This window comes from Mesorhizobium sp. M0563, from assembly GCF_040321065.1.
Classification (GTDB): domain Bacteria; phylum Pseudomonadota; class Alphaproteobacteria; order Rhizobiales; family Rhizobiaceae; genus Mesorhizobium.
Map to the genome: position 1 here is coordinate 99,719 of NZ_JAMYQV010000014.1, position 14,788 is coordinate 114,506.

The 14,788-nt window shown below is 63.2% G+C and carries 16 protein-coding genes and 1 riboswitch; of the genes, 7 read left to right on the forward strand and 9 right to left on the reverse strand.

Features of this window, described 5'->3' with window-relative positions:
- Positions 1-12: 12 nt before the first annotated feature.
- Together NKI50_RS18760 and NKI50_RS18765 are read right to left on the reverse strand one after the other, a co-directional pair.
- Positions 13-633 (reverse strand): LysE family translocator, encoded by a 621-nt coding sequence (locus NKI50_RS18760; RefSeq protein ID WP_352483509.1) that lies wholly within the window; start codon positions 631-633, stop codon positions 13-15.
- A gap of 77 nt (positions 634-710) precedes the next feature.
- Positions 711-1,658, reverse strand: coding sequence for an aldo/keto reductase (locus NKI50_RS18765; RefSeq protein WP_352641344.1), 948 nt, complete (start codon positions 1,656-1,658; stop codon positions 711-713).
- 319 nt (positions 1,659-1,977) lie between these two features.
- On the opposite strand from NKI50_RS18765, the gene NKI50_RS18770 reads away from it, so the two are divergent.
- Complete coding sequence (locus tag NKI50_RS18770) at positions 1,978-2,958, forward strand: quinone oxidoreductase family protein (protein ID WP_352591140.1); 981 nt, start codon at positions 1,978-1,980, stop codon at positions 2,956-2,958.
- Between the two features lie 45 nt (positions 2,959-3,003).
- Here the strand turns inward: NKI50_RS18770 and NKI50_RS18775 are convergent, their stop codons facing one another.
- Positions 3,004-3,537 (reverse strand): gamma-glutamylcyclotransferase, encoded by a 534-nt coding sequence (locus tag NKI50_RS18775; RefSeq protein WP_352591143.1) that lies wholly within the window; start codon positions 3,535-3,537, stop codon positions 3,004-3,006.
- A gap of 114 nt (positions 3,538-3,651) precedes the next feature.
- Between NKI50_RS18775 and NKI50_RS18780 the strand changes: the two genes are divergently transcribed.
- The gene (locus NKI50_RS18780; protein ID WP_352591145.1) at positions 3,652-4,653 is read left to right on the forward strand and encodes a DUF2125 domain-containing protein; all 1,002 of its coding nucleotides are present in this window, start codon (positions 3,652-3,654) and stop codon (positions 4,651-4,653) included.
- A gap of 131 nt (positions 4,654-4,784) precedes the next feature.
- On the opposite strand, the gene NKI50_RS18785 is transcribed toward NKI50_RS18780, so the two are convergent.
- A complete protein-coding gene (locus NKI50_RS18785) occupies positions 4,785-5,720 on the reverse strand; it encodes a prephenate/arogenate dehydrogenase family protein (RefSeq protein ID WP_352483504.1) in 936 nt (311 codons plus the stop codon).
- Positions 5,721-5,726: 6 nt separating this feature from the next.
- The gene (gene hisC / locus NKI50_RS18790) at positions 5,727-6,836 is read right to left on the reverse strand and encodes a histidinol-phosphate transaminase (protein WP_352591148.1); all 1,110 of its coding nucleotides are present in this window, start codon (positions 6,834-6,836) and stop codon (positions 5,727-5,729) included.
- A gap of 138 nt (positions 6,837-6,974) precedes the next feature.
- A riboswitch (SAM riboswitch) is annotated at positions 6,975-7,052 on the forward strand.
- Positions 7,053-7,144: 92 nt separating this feature from the next.
- On the opposite strand from hisC, the gene metX reads away from it, so the two are divergent.
- Positions 7,145-8,314 (forward strand): homoserine O-acetyltransferase MetX, encoded by a 1,170-nt coding sequence (gene metX, locus NKI50_RS18795; RefSeq protein WP_292661143.1) that lies wholly within the window; start codon positions 7,145-7,147, stop codon positions 8,312-8,314.
- Positions 8,315-8,486: 172 nt separating this feature from the next.
- Entirely contained in the window at positions 8,487-9,101 is a 615-nt protein-coding gene (gene metW, locus NKI50_RS18800) for a methionine biosynthesis protein MetW (protein WP_023721109.1), read from the forward strand.
- Positions 9,102-9,163: 62 nt separating this feature from the next.
- Here the strand turns inward: metW and NKI50_RS18805 are convergent, their stop codons facing one another.
- The gene (locus tag NKI50_RS18805) at positions 9,164-9,373 is read right to left on the reverse strand and encodes a hypothetical protein (protein ID WP_352717297.1); all 210 of its coding nucleotides are present in this window, start codon (positions 9,371-9,373) and stop codon (positions 9,164-9,166) included.
- On the opposite strand from NKI50_RS18805, the gene NKI50_RS18810 reads away from it, so the two are divergent.
- A complete protein-coding gene (locus NKI50_RS18810; RefSeq protein ID WP_352483502.1) occupies positions 9,372-9,578 on the forward strand; it encodes a hypothetical protein in 207 nt (68 codons plus the stop codon). The two genes, NKI50_RS18805 and NKI50_RS18810, sit on opposite strands and share 2 nt — an antisense overlap.
- 84 nt (positions 9,579-9,662) lie before the next feature.
- On the opposite strand, the gene NKI50_RS18815 is transcribed toward NKI50_RS18810, so the two are convergent.
- Positions 9,663-9,983: a DUF1330 domain-containing protein gene (locus NKI50_RS18815; RefSeq protein WP_023721111.1), complete on the reverse strand. Its 321-nt coding sequence runs from the start codon at positions 9,981-9,983 to the stop codon at positions 9,663-9,665.
- A gap of 235 nt (positions 9,984-10,218) precedes the next feature.
- Between NKI50_RS18815 and NKI50_RS18820 the strand changes: the two genes are divergently transcribed.
- Both NKI50_RS18820 and NKI50_RS18825 read left to right on the forward strand, forming a co-directional pair.
- Positions 10,219-10,965: an SDR family NAD(P)-dependent oxidoreductase gene (locus tag NKI50_RS18820; protein WP_352641338.1), complete on the forward strand. Its 747-nt coding sequence runs from the start codon at positions 10,219-10,221 to the stop codon at positions 10,963-10,965.
- A gap of 41 nt (positions 10,966-11,006) precedes the next feature.
- On the forward strand, positions 11,007-12,032 hold the full coding sequence (locus NKI50_RS18825) for an RNA polymerase subunit sigma-70 (RefSeq protein WP_352717299.1): 1,026 nt from the start codon (positions 11,007-11,009) through the stop codon (positions 12,030-12,032).
- An 18-nt stretch (positions 12,033-12,050) separates the two neighbouring features.
- On the opposite strand, the gene NKI50_RS18830 is transcribed toward NKI50_RS18825, so the two are convergent.
- Together NKI50_RS18830 and NKI50_RS18835 are read right to left on the reverse strand one after the other, a co-directional pair.
- Entirely contained in the window at positions 12,051-12,857 is an 807-nt protein-coding gene (locus NKI50_RS18830) for a DUF1194 domain-containing protein (protein WP_352591157.1), read from the reverse strand.
- Between the two features lie 76 nt (positions 12,858-12,933).
- The gene (locus tag NKI50_RS18835; RefSeq protein ID WP_023721115.1) at positions 12,934-14,766 is read right to left on the reverse strand and encodes an ABC transporter ATP-binding protein/permease; all 1,833 of its coding nucleotides are present in this window, start codon (positions 14,764-14,766) and stop codon (positions 12,934-12,936) included.
- Positions 14,767-14,788 lie beyond the last annotated feature (22 nt).

Consider the following 14,788-nt stretch of genomic DNA (forward strand, 5'->3'; position numbering starts at 1 on the left):
TGCCACAAGGGCTCACGGCAGGGCAGCCAGGGCGGCTGTTGCAACCAGCGTCACGGCAAACACCAGATTGATGATCCGCGACGCCAGCGGTTTGCGCAGCAAACGTGCAAAGGCTGCGCCGGCGAGAAGCCACAAGAGATGAATGGCAACGATCATCAAGGTGAGAACCCCCAGCTTGGCTGAAATACCGAGACCGCCGGCGCCGGAAGACGCGCCGGCGAACACGGCGGCAATCGCCACATAGGCTTTCGGGTTGGCAACAGCCAGAAGAAACCCGCCAAGGAAAGTGGGAAGCGCCGCTCCACGGACGCGTGCCGTCAGTGGCGGCGCCGTCGCTATCTTGAACGCCAGGTAAAGGATGTAGGCTGCCGAGGCGACCGCCAGCAGCGCCGCGAGCTTCGGCAACGCGGCGAGAACGGCCATGATGCCCGTCGCCACCACCACGAGCACGAGGATCGTGCCAACAACGATCCCCGAGGCATAGCGGAGCGAATCCCGCAGGCCGAACGCGGCGCCGATCGCGGTGACGCTTATCGTCGCCGGCCCCGGGCTGCCCATGACGATGGCCGATGCCAGCACAAGCGCCAGCAATTGCTGCCATAGCTGCTGATCGAGAAGAACCTGTCCGGCCATGCGGCGTCCCTGCATTCCTGTGACGATGTAGGACGGTAGGCAAGGCAGCGGTGCGGGTCTTGAACGATCGTGCGCGGCTATGCGCTGGCCTTGTCGAGCTCGGCGATATCGTCCGGACTGAGCTGCAACGACGCCGCACGCACCAGGCTGTCGAGCTGGCCGAGCGTCGTCGCGCTGGCGATCGGAGCGGTGACGCCGGCGCGCGCCATGATCCAGGCCAGCGCCGCTTCCGCCGGCTTGGCCGAATGTCTGGCCGACACGGCGTCGAGCGCTGAGAGAATGCGCATGCCACGCGCGTTGAGATACCCTTTCACACCGCCGCCGCGCGGGCTTTTGCCGAGATCGGCTTCGCTGCGGTACTTGCCGCTCAAAAACCCTTTGGCGAGGCTGAAATAGGTGATGACGCCGATGTCCTCGGCCACGCACAGATCACGCAGCGGACCATCGAAGAACGAGCGGTCGTAGAGGTTGTATTCCGGCTGCAGCACCTCGTAGCGCGGCAGGCCGCGCAGGCTTGCTACGTCGAGTGCGGCGCGCAATTGGGCGGCGTCGAGGTTGGAAGCGCCGGCATAGCGGATTTTGCCCTTGTCGAGCAGTTTCTGGTAAGCACCGAGCGTTTCCTCATACGGGGTCGCAGGGTCGGGCCAGTGCGACAGATAGAGATCGACGGTATCGACCTGCAGCCGCTTCAGCGAGGCATCAATGGCCTTTTCGATATAGGCGGCGGACAGATCCCTTTTGCCCTGCCCCATGTCCGAACCGACCTTGGTGATGACGACAACCCTGTCGCGGTTGCCGCGGCTCTTCATCCATTTGCCGATGATGGTTTCGGATTCGCCGCCCTGGTGGCCGGCAATCCAGCGCGAATAGGAATCGGCCGTGTCGATGGCGTTGAGACCGGCGTCGACAAAGCGGTCGAGCAAGTCGAACGAGGTTTTCTCATCGGCGGTCCAGCCGAACACATTGCCGCCCAGAACCAATGGCGCGATGGATAGGTCGGTGCGACCGAGACGACGTTTCTGCAAGGCTGATCTCCATGGTGATTCATGCTGAGGCGGGTGGGAGCCGCCGACCGGGCTAACCTATGTCGCGCCATGGCAACGTCAAACGCATAGCCTCTTTTCCAACCCGCTGGCGCTTCACAAAACCGCGACCCGCCGCGCCGTGTCCGGCTTCCAAACCAGCCCCTCTGAGGAAATTGGCAAGTTTAGCACATAGATTGTCAAATCTGCCAATTCTGGCCTTTGCCGGCTGGCCATAAGTTCCGCGGCGCCGACGCAAATTTCGGCACGGTCTGGCCAAGCCCAGACTGTTTGCCCCGGATCGTTTGTTATGGAGACCGGCATGAAAGCAATTGTATTTGACGCCATCGGCTCGCCGCGCGACGTGCTCTACGTTGACGACCTGCCGATGCCGCGGATCGGCGATGGCGAGGTGCTGGTCAGGATGGTCTCGGCCTCGATCAATCCGGGCGACTTCCTGTTTGTCCAGAACCTCTATCCCGAACCGAAGAAGCCGCATTTTCCCCAGCAGATCGCGGGAAACCATGGCGCCGGCATCGTCGAAGCCGTTGGCGCGAACGTTTTGCTGGAACCGGGCACGCTCGTCGCGTTCAGCTATTATGGCAGTTGGGCCGAGTACGCGGCCATTCCCGCCGAATGGCTGATCCCGTTGCCTGCCGGCTATCCGGTCGAACGCGCCGGGCAGATGGTGAACCCCATTACCGCGTGGGATCTGATGGTGGATTCCCGTGTGCGGCCTGGCCAGTGGCTGGCTGTCACGGCCGGCTATTCGTCGATTTCGACAATGGTGATGCAGTTCGCCCAACGACGCGGCATCAACGTCATCGCGCTGGTGCGGCGCTCGCACCAAAGCTTCGATCTGAAGACGCTTGGCGTCGCCGCCATTCTTGACCTTTCGGACTTGAAGGCAAGTATCCGGGAAGCCGTGATGGATATCACCGGTGGCGCCGGATTGAACGGGATTATCGACAATGTCGGCGGACCTGTCAGCGGCGAATTGATCCGCACCCTGGCGCTCGGCGGGCAGATGGTGATCAATGGCGGCATGAGTGCCGAGCGCTTCGAACTTCACAATTTCGATGTGTTGCTGAGCGGCGTGGAGATCAGGGCGAATATTTATCGCTACTTCTTTTCGCCGCCGGTCGAAGCCGACCGACCTGTGCTACGCGAGATCATCGACATCTTCGGCCAGCCCGGCTTCCACGTTCCTGTCGGCGGTCTCCGCCCGTTGACCGAGTTCAAGCTCGCCGTGGCAAACAGCCTGGATCGCGCCGATCTTGGCAAACAGATTTTCAGGATGTAGCCCGGACCACGACGCCGAAAGCATCATGGTCAACGACCAAAGAAGCTACGTCGCGACCCGTCTTGTCACCTCTTCCAGCCAGCGATCGCTTATACCCAGTGCTTCGAGGTGCTCCAGCGTGCTGAGCACGTAATCCTCATTCCTCCCCGACTGGCCGACGGCGCCGCGAACGACGGCTGCTGCCTCGGCGGCGTCGAGCGCACCGGCGTATTGCTCATGGCTGCGGTCCACGACATAGGCGATGGCTTCGACCGTCTCGCCCCCATCCGTTTCACGCTTGTCGAGGCGGACGCTGAGCACACGCTCGAGATAGACGTTGGTGACCAGCTCGCGTTCGCGCAGATAGGTGACGACCTCGTTGCGCAGCTCGCCTGGAACCCGGAACGCCAGCCCGACGCAGGAGCCGCCGCGGTCGAGGCCGAGCACCAGGCCCGGCCGTTCGCGCGAGCCGCGATGCACGAAAGAATAGACGCAGAGCGAACGGCGATAGCCATGCAGGCGGGCACGCCGCGTCTCGACATGCGCGAATCCCGGCCGCCAGATCAGTGAGCCGTAGCCAAAAACCCAAAAATCGCCCATATCGCCAAGCCTGATTGTGACGAACCACCTCACCGGTGGTGTTTCAGTCCGTCTACCTGTTGTTGCCGAAAGCGACAGCCCGCCCGTGCCACCCGCGTTAACGAAAGCCGCAGCATGACGTCAAGTGACGAGCGCCCGCCGCCCAGCCAACGTCGCCGCCTGTTGTGGCTTGCCGCTTTCATCCTCGTGCTGTTCGGCATCTACAGCGCCGGCTGGTTCTACCTGGCGGACCTGGTCGAGAGTGCAACCGACAAGGCGGTCGCCGATCTCGACGACAAAGGCATCAAGGCCGACTGCGCCAATCTCGCGGTCAGCGGCTATCCCTTCACCTTCACGCTTTCTTGCGAAAGTCTGGCTTACGAGGACGACAGCCGCAACGTCGCTGCATCGACAGGCAAAATCAACGCCGCCACGCAGATCACGCGGCTTCTGTCGCCTGCCGCCGAGTTCAGGGGGCCGCTCAGGACCTCTGTTCCCGGCATGACGCCGCTGTGGATCGACTGGGATGATCTGCGGGCCGACATGAAGCTGTCCTGGCCGCTGCCGGGGCGCCTCTCGCTGCAGGCAGAAGGGCTGTCCGGCCAGACCGATCCGGCGGACGACACCGATCCCGTCTCGCTGTTCAGCGCCGGAACCGCCACCGGGCAATTGCGCCCAAACGGCCAGGACATCGACTATGCCGGCAATTTCACCGATCTCGAAATCGACGCGGAGGCCATCGGCGGGCGCGTCTTGCCGCCACTCGACGGCAGCGGCGACGTGACGCTTAAGAACGGCGTGACGCTGATCAAGGAAAATCCGAAGAGCCTGCGCGGCCAGGCGGCCGAAATCCACGAGCTCGATCTGTCTTCAGGAACCGCGCGCATCACCGTTTCCGGACCGCTGTCGGTCGATGACGACGGTCTCATAAATGCCGACCTGATGATCAAGGTCACTGACCCGAAGGCCGTGGCGGCAATCCTCGCCACCGCCATCCCCGAGCAGAAGAAAGAAATCCAGACCGGCTTCGCCGGACTGGCGCTGCTCGGCAACGCACCGTCGATGCCGCTGAAGATCGTCAAGGGCAAGGCCTCGCTCGGCTTCATCCCGCTCGGCAAGATCAAGCCGCTCGACTAGAGCAATTCCAGGAAAATTGTGAACGGTTTTCCGTCCGGATTGCGTCAAACAAAAAGATAGACCGGTTCGGCGTTTCCGTGAAACGATGAACCGTTCTGGGGCGGTACGGCCTGCGATCGGCTTGCCGCGGCTTATCCCTTCGGCGGGTGTTCGACTGCCTGGCGGCCGAAATCCGGTACGTCGATGTCCTGGCCGGCCTCGATAATCGAGCGGCGGACAGCGCGGGTGCGGGTGAACAGGTCGAACAGCTTTTCGCCGTCGCCCCAGCGGATCGCCCGCTGCAGCGAGGACAGATCTTCCGAGAACCGCGCCAGCATTTCGAGGATGGCGTCCTTGTTGTGCAGGCAGACGTCGCGCCACATGGTCGGGTCGGACGCCGCGAGACGGGTGAAGTCGCGAAAGCCGGAAGCCGAGTATTTGATGACCTCGGACTTGGTCACCGACTCCAGATCGTCGGCGGTACCGACGATGTTATAGGCGATGATGTGCGGCAGGTGCGAAACGATGGCCAGCGTCATGTCGTGATGCTGGGGGTCCATCGTGTCGATGTTGGAGCCGCAGCGGCGCCAGAATTCCGAGAGCTTTTCCAGCGCCACGGGATCGGTGCCGGCCAGCGGCGTGAAAATGCACCAGCGGTTCTCGAACAGTTCGGCAAAACCGGCATCCGGTCCCGATTTTTCGGTGCCGGCCAAAGGATGGCCGGGGATGAAGTGCACGCCATCAGGCACATGCGGCTGCATCTGCGCGATCACCGATGCCTTGGTCGAGCCGACATCGGTGAGGATGGCGCCCTTCTTCAGCGCCGGTGCGATCTCCTGGGCGACCGTGCCTGAAGAGCCGACCGGCACCGAAACGATGACCAGATCGGCATCGCGAACCGCTTCTTTCGCATCTGTCGTGTAGGTGTCGCCAAGGCCGAGTTGGCTCGCCCGCTCCAGCGTCGCTTCGCTGCGCGTCGAAATGGCGACTTGGCCGGCAAGTCCCTCGCGGCGGATGACGCGGGCCAGCGACGAACCGATCAGGCCGATGCCGACCAGCGCGATCTTTTCGAACATCGGTGAGGTCATGGTGCCCTAGCTTTTCAGGAATGTCGCGAGTGCTGCGACAACGCCGCGATTAGCCTCTTCGGTGCCGATGCTCATGCGCAGCGCGTTGGGAAAACCGTAGCCGGAAACGCGCCGCAATATGTAGCCGCGCGCACTGAGGTAGTCGTCGGCGGCCGCCGCCGAATGCTTTTTGTCCTCGGGAAAGTGGATCAGGATGAAATTGCCGACGCTCGGGGTCACCCGCAGCCCGAGCCCGGTCAATTGCTCGCTCAGCCAGGCCAGCCAGGTCTCGTTATGCGCGACGCTGCGCTCGATATGAGCCCGGTCGCGGATCGCCGCGATGCCTGCCTCGATCGCCGTCGCATTGACGTTGAAGGGCCCGCGCACGCGGTTGATCGCGTCGATGACGTGCATTGGCGCATAGATCCAGCCGATCCGCGCGCCACCGAGGCCCAATTTCGAGAAAGTGCGGGTCATGACCACGTTTTCCGCGCTGCCCACCAACTCGACGCCAGCTTCATAGTCGTTGCGCCGGACATATTCGGCGTAGGCGGCATCCAGCACCAGAAGCACGTTTCGCGGCAGGCCCGCATGCAGGCGGCGCACCTCCTGGAACGGCACGTAAGTGCCGGTCGGGTTGTTCGGATTGGCAAGGAAGATGATCCTGGTACGCGGCGTCACCGCGGCGAGGATCGCATCGATGTCGGCGCGTTCATCAGTCTCCTTGACCGTTACCGGGACGGCACCGGCCGACTGGATGTAGATCTTGTAGACCATGAAGCCGTGTTCGGTGATGATGGCTTCATCGCCGGCCGCGAGGTAGGTCTGCGCAAGCAGGCCCAGGATCTCGTCGGAACCGTTGGAGCAGACGATGTTCGCCGGATTGAGCCCGTGCACGTCGGCGATCGCCTCCCGCAGGCGCCTGGCGCTGCCGTCGGGATAGACCGCGAGCTTGTCGGCGACCGCGCGCGCGGCCTCTATCGCCTTTGGCGAAGGACCGAGCGGGTTCTCGTTCGCCGACAGTTTGTGGACTTTGACGACACCTTCAGGCGCCGCGCTCTTGCCGGGCACATAGGCTTCGATGTCCATGATGCCGGCGCGGGGCGTTGGACGTGTCTGATCCGGTGTCTGGCTCATTCCATGAAATCCGTCGAGGAAGCCTCCATCCGGAAGCCGCAGCGGAAATACAAGCCGTGGCCCGGAATGTCGAGGGGCGGCAATTCGGGATCAATAACTTGCCGTTGACGAAGCCATGCGTCAGTCCTAGAAGAGCAGCGACAGTTCCGTGGTGATTTGGCCGGTCGGCTTGCAGCCACGTTAAACAACTTGCTAAAGGGCCGTTTGCATCTTGTAACCGGCTTTGCGAAGGCATGGCCGGTTTTTTGTTGCCCTGACTGGTTGTTGCCCGGACCGGCGGACAACTGAAGGCCGGGCAAGGAGATGTGATGGTCGCTTTGCGCGCGCGAAAAACCAACAACGAGGCCGACCAGCCGTCGAGCCCGGTGTTGCGTTTCGGCGCCGACAAGCCGCTCAAGCTCGACGCCGGCACGCTGCTGTCGCCGTTCCAGATCGCCTACCAGACCTATGGCACGCTCAACGACGCGCGCTCCAACGCCATCCTCGTCTGCCATGCGCTGACCGGTGACCAGCATGTCGCCAACACCAATCCGGTGACCGGCAAGCCGGGCTGGTGGGAAGTGCTGATCGGCCCCGGCAAGATCATCGATACCGACCGTTTCTTCGTCATCTCGTCCAACGTCATCGGCGGCTGCCTCGGTTCCACCGGCCCCGCCTCGACAAATCCCGCAACCGCCAAGCCTTACGGGCTCGACCTGCCGATCATCACCATCCGCGACATGGTGCGGGCGCAGCTGATGCTGGTCGAGCATTTCGGCATCGAACAGCTGTTCAGCGTGCTGGGCGGCTCGATGGGCGGCATGCAGGTGCTGCAATGGGCCTCCAGCTATCCCGAGCGCGTCTTCTCGGCCCTGCCGATCGCCACCGGCGCCCGCCATTCCTCGCAGAACATCGCTTTCCACGAGGTCGGCAGGCAAGCGGTGATGGCCGACCCCGACTGGCATGGCGGCAAATATTTCGAGCACGGCAAGCGACCGGAAAAGGGGCTGGCGGTGGCGCGCATGGCCGCCCACATCACTTATCTGTCGGAAGCAGCGCTGCACCGCAAGTTCGGCCGCAACCTGCAGGACCGCGAAGCGTTGACCTTCGGCTTCGATGCCGACTTCCAGATCGAGAGCTATCTGCGCCATCAGGGCATGACCTTCGTCGATCGCTTCGATGCCAACTCCTATCTCTACATGACCCGGGCGATGGACTATTTCGATCTCGCCGCCGACCATGGCGGCCGGCTGGCCGATGCCTTCGCCGGCACCAAGACCCGTTTTTGCCTGGTCTCCTTCACCAGCGACTGGCTGTTCCCGACCGAGGAGAGCCGCTCGGTCGTTCACGCGCTGAACGCGGCCGGCGCCTCGGTATCGTTCGTCGAAATCGAGACCGACCGCGGCCACGACGCCTTCCTGCTCGACGAGCCGGAACTGTTCGCCGCCATCAAAGGCTTCATCGCCTCGGCGGCCCGGGCTAGAGGGCTCGGCGCATGACCTCGAAAAGTTGCACGCTTTTCGGATCAGGACCATGTGCCAGGCATCAGCGCATGACCCTGAAAAGTTGCAGACTTTTCGGATCAGGATCATGCGCCAGGCATCAGCGCATGGCCCCGAAAAGTTGCAGACTTTTCGGATCAGGACCATGCGCCAGGCAGGAGCCGAGCCAATGAGCGTCAACCGCGCCCAGCGCGTCGACCTCGAAGTCGTCGCCGATCTCATCCCGCCGCAGTCGCGGGTGCTGGACGTCGGTTCCGGCGACGGCCTGCTGCTCGAATTGCTGCAGGCGACCAAGAAGGTCGACGGCCGCGGGCTGGAACTGTCGCAGCGCGGCGTCAACGAATGCGTGGCGCGCGGCCTGTCGGTCATTCAAGGCGATGCCGACAAGGACCTCCAATTCTATCCCGACAAGGGCTTCGACTTTGTCGTCTTGTCGCAGACCTTGCAGGCGACCCGCAATCCGAAGCTGGTGCTCGACGAACTGCTCCGGATCGGCAACCGCGCCATCGTCTCATTTCCCAATTTCGGCCACTGGCGGGTGCGCTTTTCGCTGCTCTTCAACGGCCGAATGCCGGTGACCAAGGACCTGCCCTATTACTGGTACGACACCCCCAACATCCATTTCTGCACCATTCGCGATTTCGTCAATCTCTGCGACGAGCTGGGCGCGACGGTGGAAAAGGCAACCGCGCTCGACGCCAACGGCCAGCGGATCGGCTTCTCCATGCCGTGGTGGTTCTGGAACTTTTTCGGCCAGCAGGCGGTATTTCTGCTGAAACGATAGGTTAACAGGCAGAAGCAACGAACCTCCGACCTCCGCAAAAAACCATATTTTCAGTTTTCCATTCAATGAAGTTGCCCAGCATTCTTTGTTGCTTTAACAGGTCTCAAATGGGTTGGTTTGGGGGAAGCAATGAAGACGCTAGTATTAGCAACAGCTTTGATATCGGCCACTTTGATTTCTGGGTGTACGACATCGAAGACCGATTTCCAGAATGGACAAGTCGCGTTGAGCGGCAGCCCGGCGCTGAAGCGGCAGGCGATCCAGCGGTGCATGACCAAGTTCAAGATGCGGTTCGGCAAGGTTGAAAGGGCAAACCTCGCCGCGCTCATGAACGTCCCGGACGCCGGATTGGAACACACGTTCTGCACGCGATTGATGAACGGCTTCGCGAACGGGAGGATCAACTACTCGGATTATCTGGCTGCATTGTCGCACGGCGACATGTCCAACGCGATCAAGGTGCTGCAGGGGCGGTGAAGCTGCCGATGCAGACGCGATCCAAATTCAGTGTCGCCGGACAGATGGCGGCGCCATAGAAGCCGATCGTAGCCGATCATTGCCCTATTCAAGTACGTCGGTGGCCTTGTGCGGATGCGCAACGCCGTCGACAAGGACCACATCGGACTGAGAATTCTCGGTGCGCAGCGGCAAGATCTCCTGATAGGCGGCCGAGCGGTACCATCCGCGCGCCTGCTGCATGTCTGGAAATTCGATCATGACGAGGTGCCCCGGCCAGGTGTTTTCAACCACGTCCACCTCGCTGCCATGCACAATGAAGCGCCCGCCGAACGGCTCAAGCGTGGCATCGATCTTCTGCAGGTACTCGACGATCGGCGGCCCCGGCGTGACCTGGCGCATATGGGCGACGGCGTAGGCGGTCATGGTGTAACTCCTTGTGGTCGAAAGCCGGACAACCGGCTTGATGGGAGCAGTTTGCCGGGACGTTGCGCGCTGGTCGATTACCCCCGAGGTAATGACACCGAATACAAAACTGGCGCGCCGCTGCCGTCACCTGAAAGATATTTCTGCCTGGCACCGATGATTTCCGCCCACCTGCGCTGTCCTTATCGATGAGCGCGCCTGGATGGTCCGGCGGCCGGGAACAGAGAGGTGATCCATGGGATCGTTGCAAAATCAGAATGTCGTCGTCGTCGGAGGCAGCCGGGGTGTCGGCCGCTCCATTGCGGAGGTCGCCCTCAAGGAGAAAGCGACGGTGCTGGCGGTCGCCCGCGGAAAACAGGCCCTGGCGCAATTTGCCTGGGAGGTCTCCGGCGTGAAGACGCTCGCGATCGATGCGACGGTGGACTCCGCCCCCGCTAAGGTCTTCGCCGCGCTTGAGCCGGACGTGCTGGTGATCTGCGCAGGTGCGCTGGCCCCTTCCGCGCCGGTGCATGAACAGAACTGGAAGGCCTTCTCGGCAAATTGGGACACCGACGTCAAGGCGTCGTTCCTGTTTTGCCGGGCCGCTCTGCGCCGTCCGCTCAAGCCGGGAACCCGGATCGTTCTGATCTCCAGCGGCGCGGCCTTGACCGGCGGACCACCCAATGCCGGCGGCTATGCCGGCGCAAAACGCATGCAGATGTTCCTGGCCGGTCATAGCCAGAAGGAGTCGGACCGGCTTGGCCTCGGCCTGCGCTTCATGGCGCTCGCGCCGATGCGGATCATGCCGGAGACCGGCGTGGGCAAGGCCGGCGTCGACAGCATCGCGGCCTATATGGGCATCCAGCCGGCGGACTTCATCGCCGCCATGACCGACATGCAGACGCCGGCCGATGTCGGACGGGCGGTGGTCGCACTCGCCACCGGCCAGCCGCAAGGCAGTTCCTTCATGGTGAGCGGGAGCGGGCTTGCCCCGGCCGCCTGAGGCGCGCGTAATGCAAACCTGACCCGGAACCCGAAAGTAGCATGACAGACGCTCAACCACCTCTGGAACCGGCACGCCAGCCGATCCTCGATCGGCTGGCCTTCGAGAAGGTCACGGCCGCGCATCGCCGCGAGCTCAAGCTGCATTGCTATCGCATGATGGGTTCGCTGCACGAGGCCGACGACCTCGTCCAGGACACGTTGCTTCGCGCCTGGCGCGCAAGGTCGGAGTTCGACGGGCGGGGTTCGGTTCGCGGTTGGCTCTATATGATCGCGACCAATGCTTGCCTTAACGCCATCAAGGCGAGGTCGAGGGCGCGTCGCATTCTCCGGGAACCCGGACGGCCGCCGTCGCACGGGGCGGCCATAGGCGGGCCCGTAGCTGACGTCGCGTGGCTGGAGCCCTACCCCGACGCCGAGCTTCCAGACATTGCCGGCAGCGAGCCAGGTCCGGAAGCCCGTTACGAGAGCCGCGAGGCCGTCCAGCTCGCCTTCGTCGCCGCTATCCAGGATCTGCCGCCCAGGCAGCGCGCCGCGCTGCTGCTTGCCGACGTCCTGGGATGGTCGGCCGTCGAGACGGCGCGTTTGCTGGGCGGATCGACGGCTTCGATCAACAGCGCGTTGCAGCGCGCCCGCGCAACGCTGACGGCGCGCTATCCTGGCGGACGGCCGGCCAGCCGATCACGGCCCAACCCCGAAGAAGGCCTGCTGCTCGAACGTTACATGCAGGCCTGGCAGGCCGCCAATCTCGAAGGTTTGATCGAGCTCCTGCGTGAGGACGCCATCTATACCATGCCGCCTTGGCGCGAATGGTATCAAGGCCGCGAAGCGATCCGCGGTTTCTTCGAGACCGTCTGGCCGAGGTTCGGCGGCTTCCGCACGCTGGCCACCGCGGCCAATGGCCAGCCGGCGGTCGGGGTCTATTCCCGCAGCCACGATGACCCGGCGTGGCGGGCCCATTCCCTGCATGTGTTCGAGCCAGCCGAGGGCGGGTTCGCTTCCTTGACGATCTTCATAGGGCCGCTCGGGCCATCTCTGTTCCCGGCCTTCGGCCTGCCACCGGCCTAGCTTACCCGTGGGCAAGCCTTACCGGTCGAGTTCCGGGAAATACGGGTCGGAGAAAAACCGCCGGTCGCGCTCGCCTTGCAGGCAGTCGATCGGTGCGTCGATGCGGATCGTCCTCGGATCCTCCTTGGGATACTCGACGCCGCTGACCTCGAGGATCAGTTTGCGGCGAGTGGCGGTGGCGAATTCGGAAACCGCATAGATTGGCAGGACGAACGAGCCCGGTCCGCCGGTGACGCATTCGGCATAATACCGGTCGAGATGGCTGAAGGTCGGTGACGGGCTGATCAGGATCGGCAACCCGTTGATGACGATGCCCTTCGCCAGCGCCGCATCGCGTGCCGTTGTGACCGGCAAGCCGGTGTTGTTTGGGCCATCGCCAGAGACGTCGATGACGCGGCGTTTGGCCACGAAGGCCGTGCCATCGAAAAGCTCGGCGCCGAAGGCCACGGCACCGGAAATCGAGGTGCCGCGGAAGCTCCTGAACGGGCGGGCCGCGATCTTGTCGGCGAAAGCGTTGGCGCTCTCCTTGCTGTCGATGACGTGCCAGGCAATGACCGCATCGTCCCGGATGGTGCCGGCCCATTCGAAATAGGCGATGGCGATGCGGCCGGAAGGGCCGGCACGCACGGCATTGATGAAGTCGGGATGGCGCAGCGCCGCGACATAGCCGGCGCGCTGCAGGGCAAACTCCCTTTCATCCATCGACTGCGAGATGTCGACGGCCAGCACCAGCTCGACGTCGACGGCAATGGCATTGGCGGGCGCGGCCACAGGTGCTGCCGGGGCGCAGGCAAGGCAGGCGAGCAGGGCGAGAGCGTCAAGCATGGCCGATCGGAACGTTCCCATCTGAAACGATCGCGATAGTTTTTCGCCGCGATCGCGGCGAAATAAAGCTTGGCTTCTATTTCTTTCGGCGGGCCGAGGCGATAATCGGGGGCGGTTCGATGGCGCCTGCCCTGACACGGGCCGGCTTGAGGGGCGGTTGGCCGGCATCCTTGACGATGGTCAACGCTCGCGGGAAGAAGCGGGTATTGTGCTGGCCGCGGCCGATATTGAGGATCGCGGCGTCGGGAAGGCGCTTGTCCAGCATCGACAGCACTTGCCTCAGCGTCGCGCCGTCGAACGCGTCCAGCGCCTCGTCGATGATCACCCATTTCGGCCGTCGCAAGGCGAGCCTGGCAAAGGCCAGCAGACGCTGCTCGTCGTCGCTGAGCTCACGCTCCCAGCGCGCCGAGTGATCGAGCGAGGACGACAGGCGTTGCAGCCCGACATCGGCCAGCACCTCCGAAATCTCGGCATCGCTCGCCTCCGCCGCGCCGTCTGAATGGTTGAGCACCTCGCGCAGCCTGCCGAGCGGGAAATAGGGAGTACGCGGAACGAAGATCGGCGCTTCTCCGGCCGGCATGCCGATCCGGCCGCTGCCCCATGGCCACAGACCGGCAATGGCGCGGAAGAAAAGCGTCTTGCCGGCGCCCGGATCTCCGGTGATCATGACGCGGTCGCCGGCTCGGATTTCGACATGCGGCTCGGCAAGCTTGGTGCATCCGTCCGGCGAGGCAATCTCGAGCTTCTCGAAGGTCAGGCTGCCGTCGGGATTTTCGCCGAACGAAATGCGCCTTTCCGTATCGTGCAGCGCGTCGGTGTCGCCAAGCGCGATGCGGAAGTCGGCGACCCGCATCAGCGTGGCGCGCCAATCGGCGATGCCGCCGATATTGTTGATGAACCAGCGCAGCGAGGAATGGACCTGATTGAAGGCGCCGACCGCCATCATCAAGCCGCCAAAGCTGATATCGCCGGCAAAATAGACCGGGGAAGCGACGAGGATCGGCGCGACGACAGTGATCCAGCCATAGGTGTCGGTTACCCAGGAAAGATTGATCTGGGCGCTGTAGATGCGCCGCATGGCGCCCAGCACCATGCCAAGGTCGAATTCGAGCCGGCGCCTGGCATCGGCCTCGCCATGCGCAAGCGCGATGGCATCGACATTCTCGTTGACGCGAACCACCGAGGAGCGCAGTTCCGCCTCACGCGTATAGCGATCGTTGTTGAAGCGGATCAGCGGCCGCCCGACCAGCCAGCTCAACCACGAAGCTGTGCCCGCATAGAGGATCGCCGCCCAGACCATGTAACCGGGTATGGCCAGCGAATGGCCGCCTATGTGGAAGACGAAGCCGGAAGACAGCGACCACAAGACGCCAACGAACGAGGCAAGCAGGATGCAGGACTGCAGCAGGCCGATGCCGAGACCGGTCGAAAGGTCGGAGAGATGCCCGGCATCCTGCTGCAGGCGCTGGTCGGGATTGACGCCGATGGCGCCGGCATGGGTCAGCCGGAAGGCACGCGCCGGCCGCATCCATTCGCCGATCAGGTCGAGCGTCAGCGCCTCGCGCAGCTTCAGGCGAAGCATCTGGTCGAGCCAGGTCTGGCTGACATTGAGCACCACAAGCCCGCCGGCGATGCCGGCGAAGACCAGAAGCTGATGCAGGAAAGCCGGCATGTCGCGCCGCGCCAGCGCGTCGTAGAAAGGCTGGTTCCAGCGATTGAGCAGAACCTGCCCGATCGAGCTCGCCACGATGACGGCGACGATGCCGATCGCTGCCCAAAGCAATTGTTTTCGCACTGGCGAGGTGGTCAGCGCCAATTTGATTGTTGCCAGCTGCTCACGCAGGCTGCTGGCTTCGATCGACGTGGCAAGCTTCTGGGCGCTGGGCTCGACATCCGGATGATCAGCCATGAGTGGATCCTTGCATTCGGAA

Excerpts from the sequence above, each read along its gene's own strand:
- NKI50_RS18760 (WP_352483509.1), bottom strand. The coding sequence starts at position 633 with ATGGCCGGACAGGTTCTTCTCGATCAGCAGCTATGGCAGCAATTGCTG.
- NKI50_RS18770 (WP_352591140.1), top strand. The coding sequence starts at position 1,978 with ATGAAAGCAATTGTATTTGACGCCATCGGCTCGCCGCGCGACGTGCTC.
- NKI50_RS18775 (WP_352591143.1), bottom strand. The coding sequence starts at position 3,537 with ATGGGCGATTTTTGGGTTTTTGGCTACGGCTCACTGATCTGGCGGCCG.
- NKI50_RS18780 (WP_352591145.1), top strand. The coding sequence starts at position 3,652 with ATGACGTCAAGTGACGAGCGCCCGCCGCCCAGCCAACGTCGCCGCCTG.
- NKI50_RS18785 (WP_352483504.1), bottom strand. The coding sequence starts at position 5,720 with ATGACCTCACCGATGTTCGAAAAGATCGCGCTGGTCGGCATCGGCCTG.
- hisC (WP_352591148.1), bottom strand. The coding sequence starts at position 6,836 with ATGAGCCAGACACCGGATCAGACACGTCCAACGCCCCGCGCCGGCATC.
- metX (WP_292661143.1), top strand. The coding sequence starts at position 7,145 with ATGGTCGCTTTGCGCGCGCGAAAAACCAACAACGAGGCCGACCAGCCG.
- metW (WP_023721109.1), top strand. The coding sequence starts at position 8,487 with ATGAGCGTCAACCGCGCCCAGCGCGTCGACCTCGAAGTCGTCGCCGAT.
- NKI50_RS18810 (WP_352483502.1), top strand. The coding sequence starts at position 9,372 with ATGACCAAGTTCAAGATGCGGTTCGGCAAGGTTGAAAGGGCAAACCTC.
- NKI50_RS18805 (WP_352717297.1), bottom strand. The coding sequence starts at position 9,373 with ATGCACCGCTGGATCGCCTGCCGCTTCAGCGCCGGGCTGCCGCTCAAC.
- NKI50_RS18815 (WP_023721111.1), bottom strand. The coding sequence starts at position 9,983 with ATGACCGCCTACGCCGTCGCCCATATGCGCCAGGTCACGCCGGGGCCG.
- NKI50_RS18820 (WP_352641338.1), top strand. The coding sequence starts at position 10,219 with ATGGGATCGTTGCAAAATCAGAATGTCGTCGTCGTCGGAGGCAGCCGG.
- NKI50_RS18825 (WP_352717299.1), top strand. The coding sequence starts at position 11,007 with ATGACAGACGCTCAACCACCTCTGGAACCGGCACGCCAGCCGATCCTC.
- NKI50_RS18830 (WP_352591157.1), bottom strand. The coding sequence starts at position 12,857 with ATGCTTGACGCTCTCGCCCTGCTCGCCTGCCTTGCCTGCGCCCCGGCA.
- NKI50_RS18835 (WP_023721115.1), bottom strand. The coding sequence starts at position 14,766 with ATGGCTGATCATCCGGATGTCGAGCCCAGCGCCCAGAAGCTTGCCACG.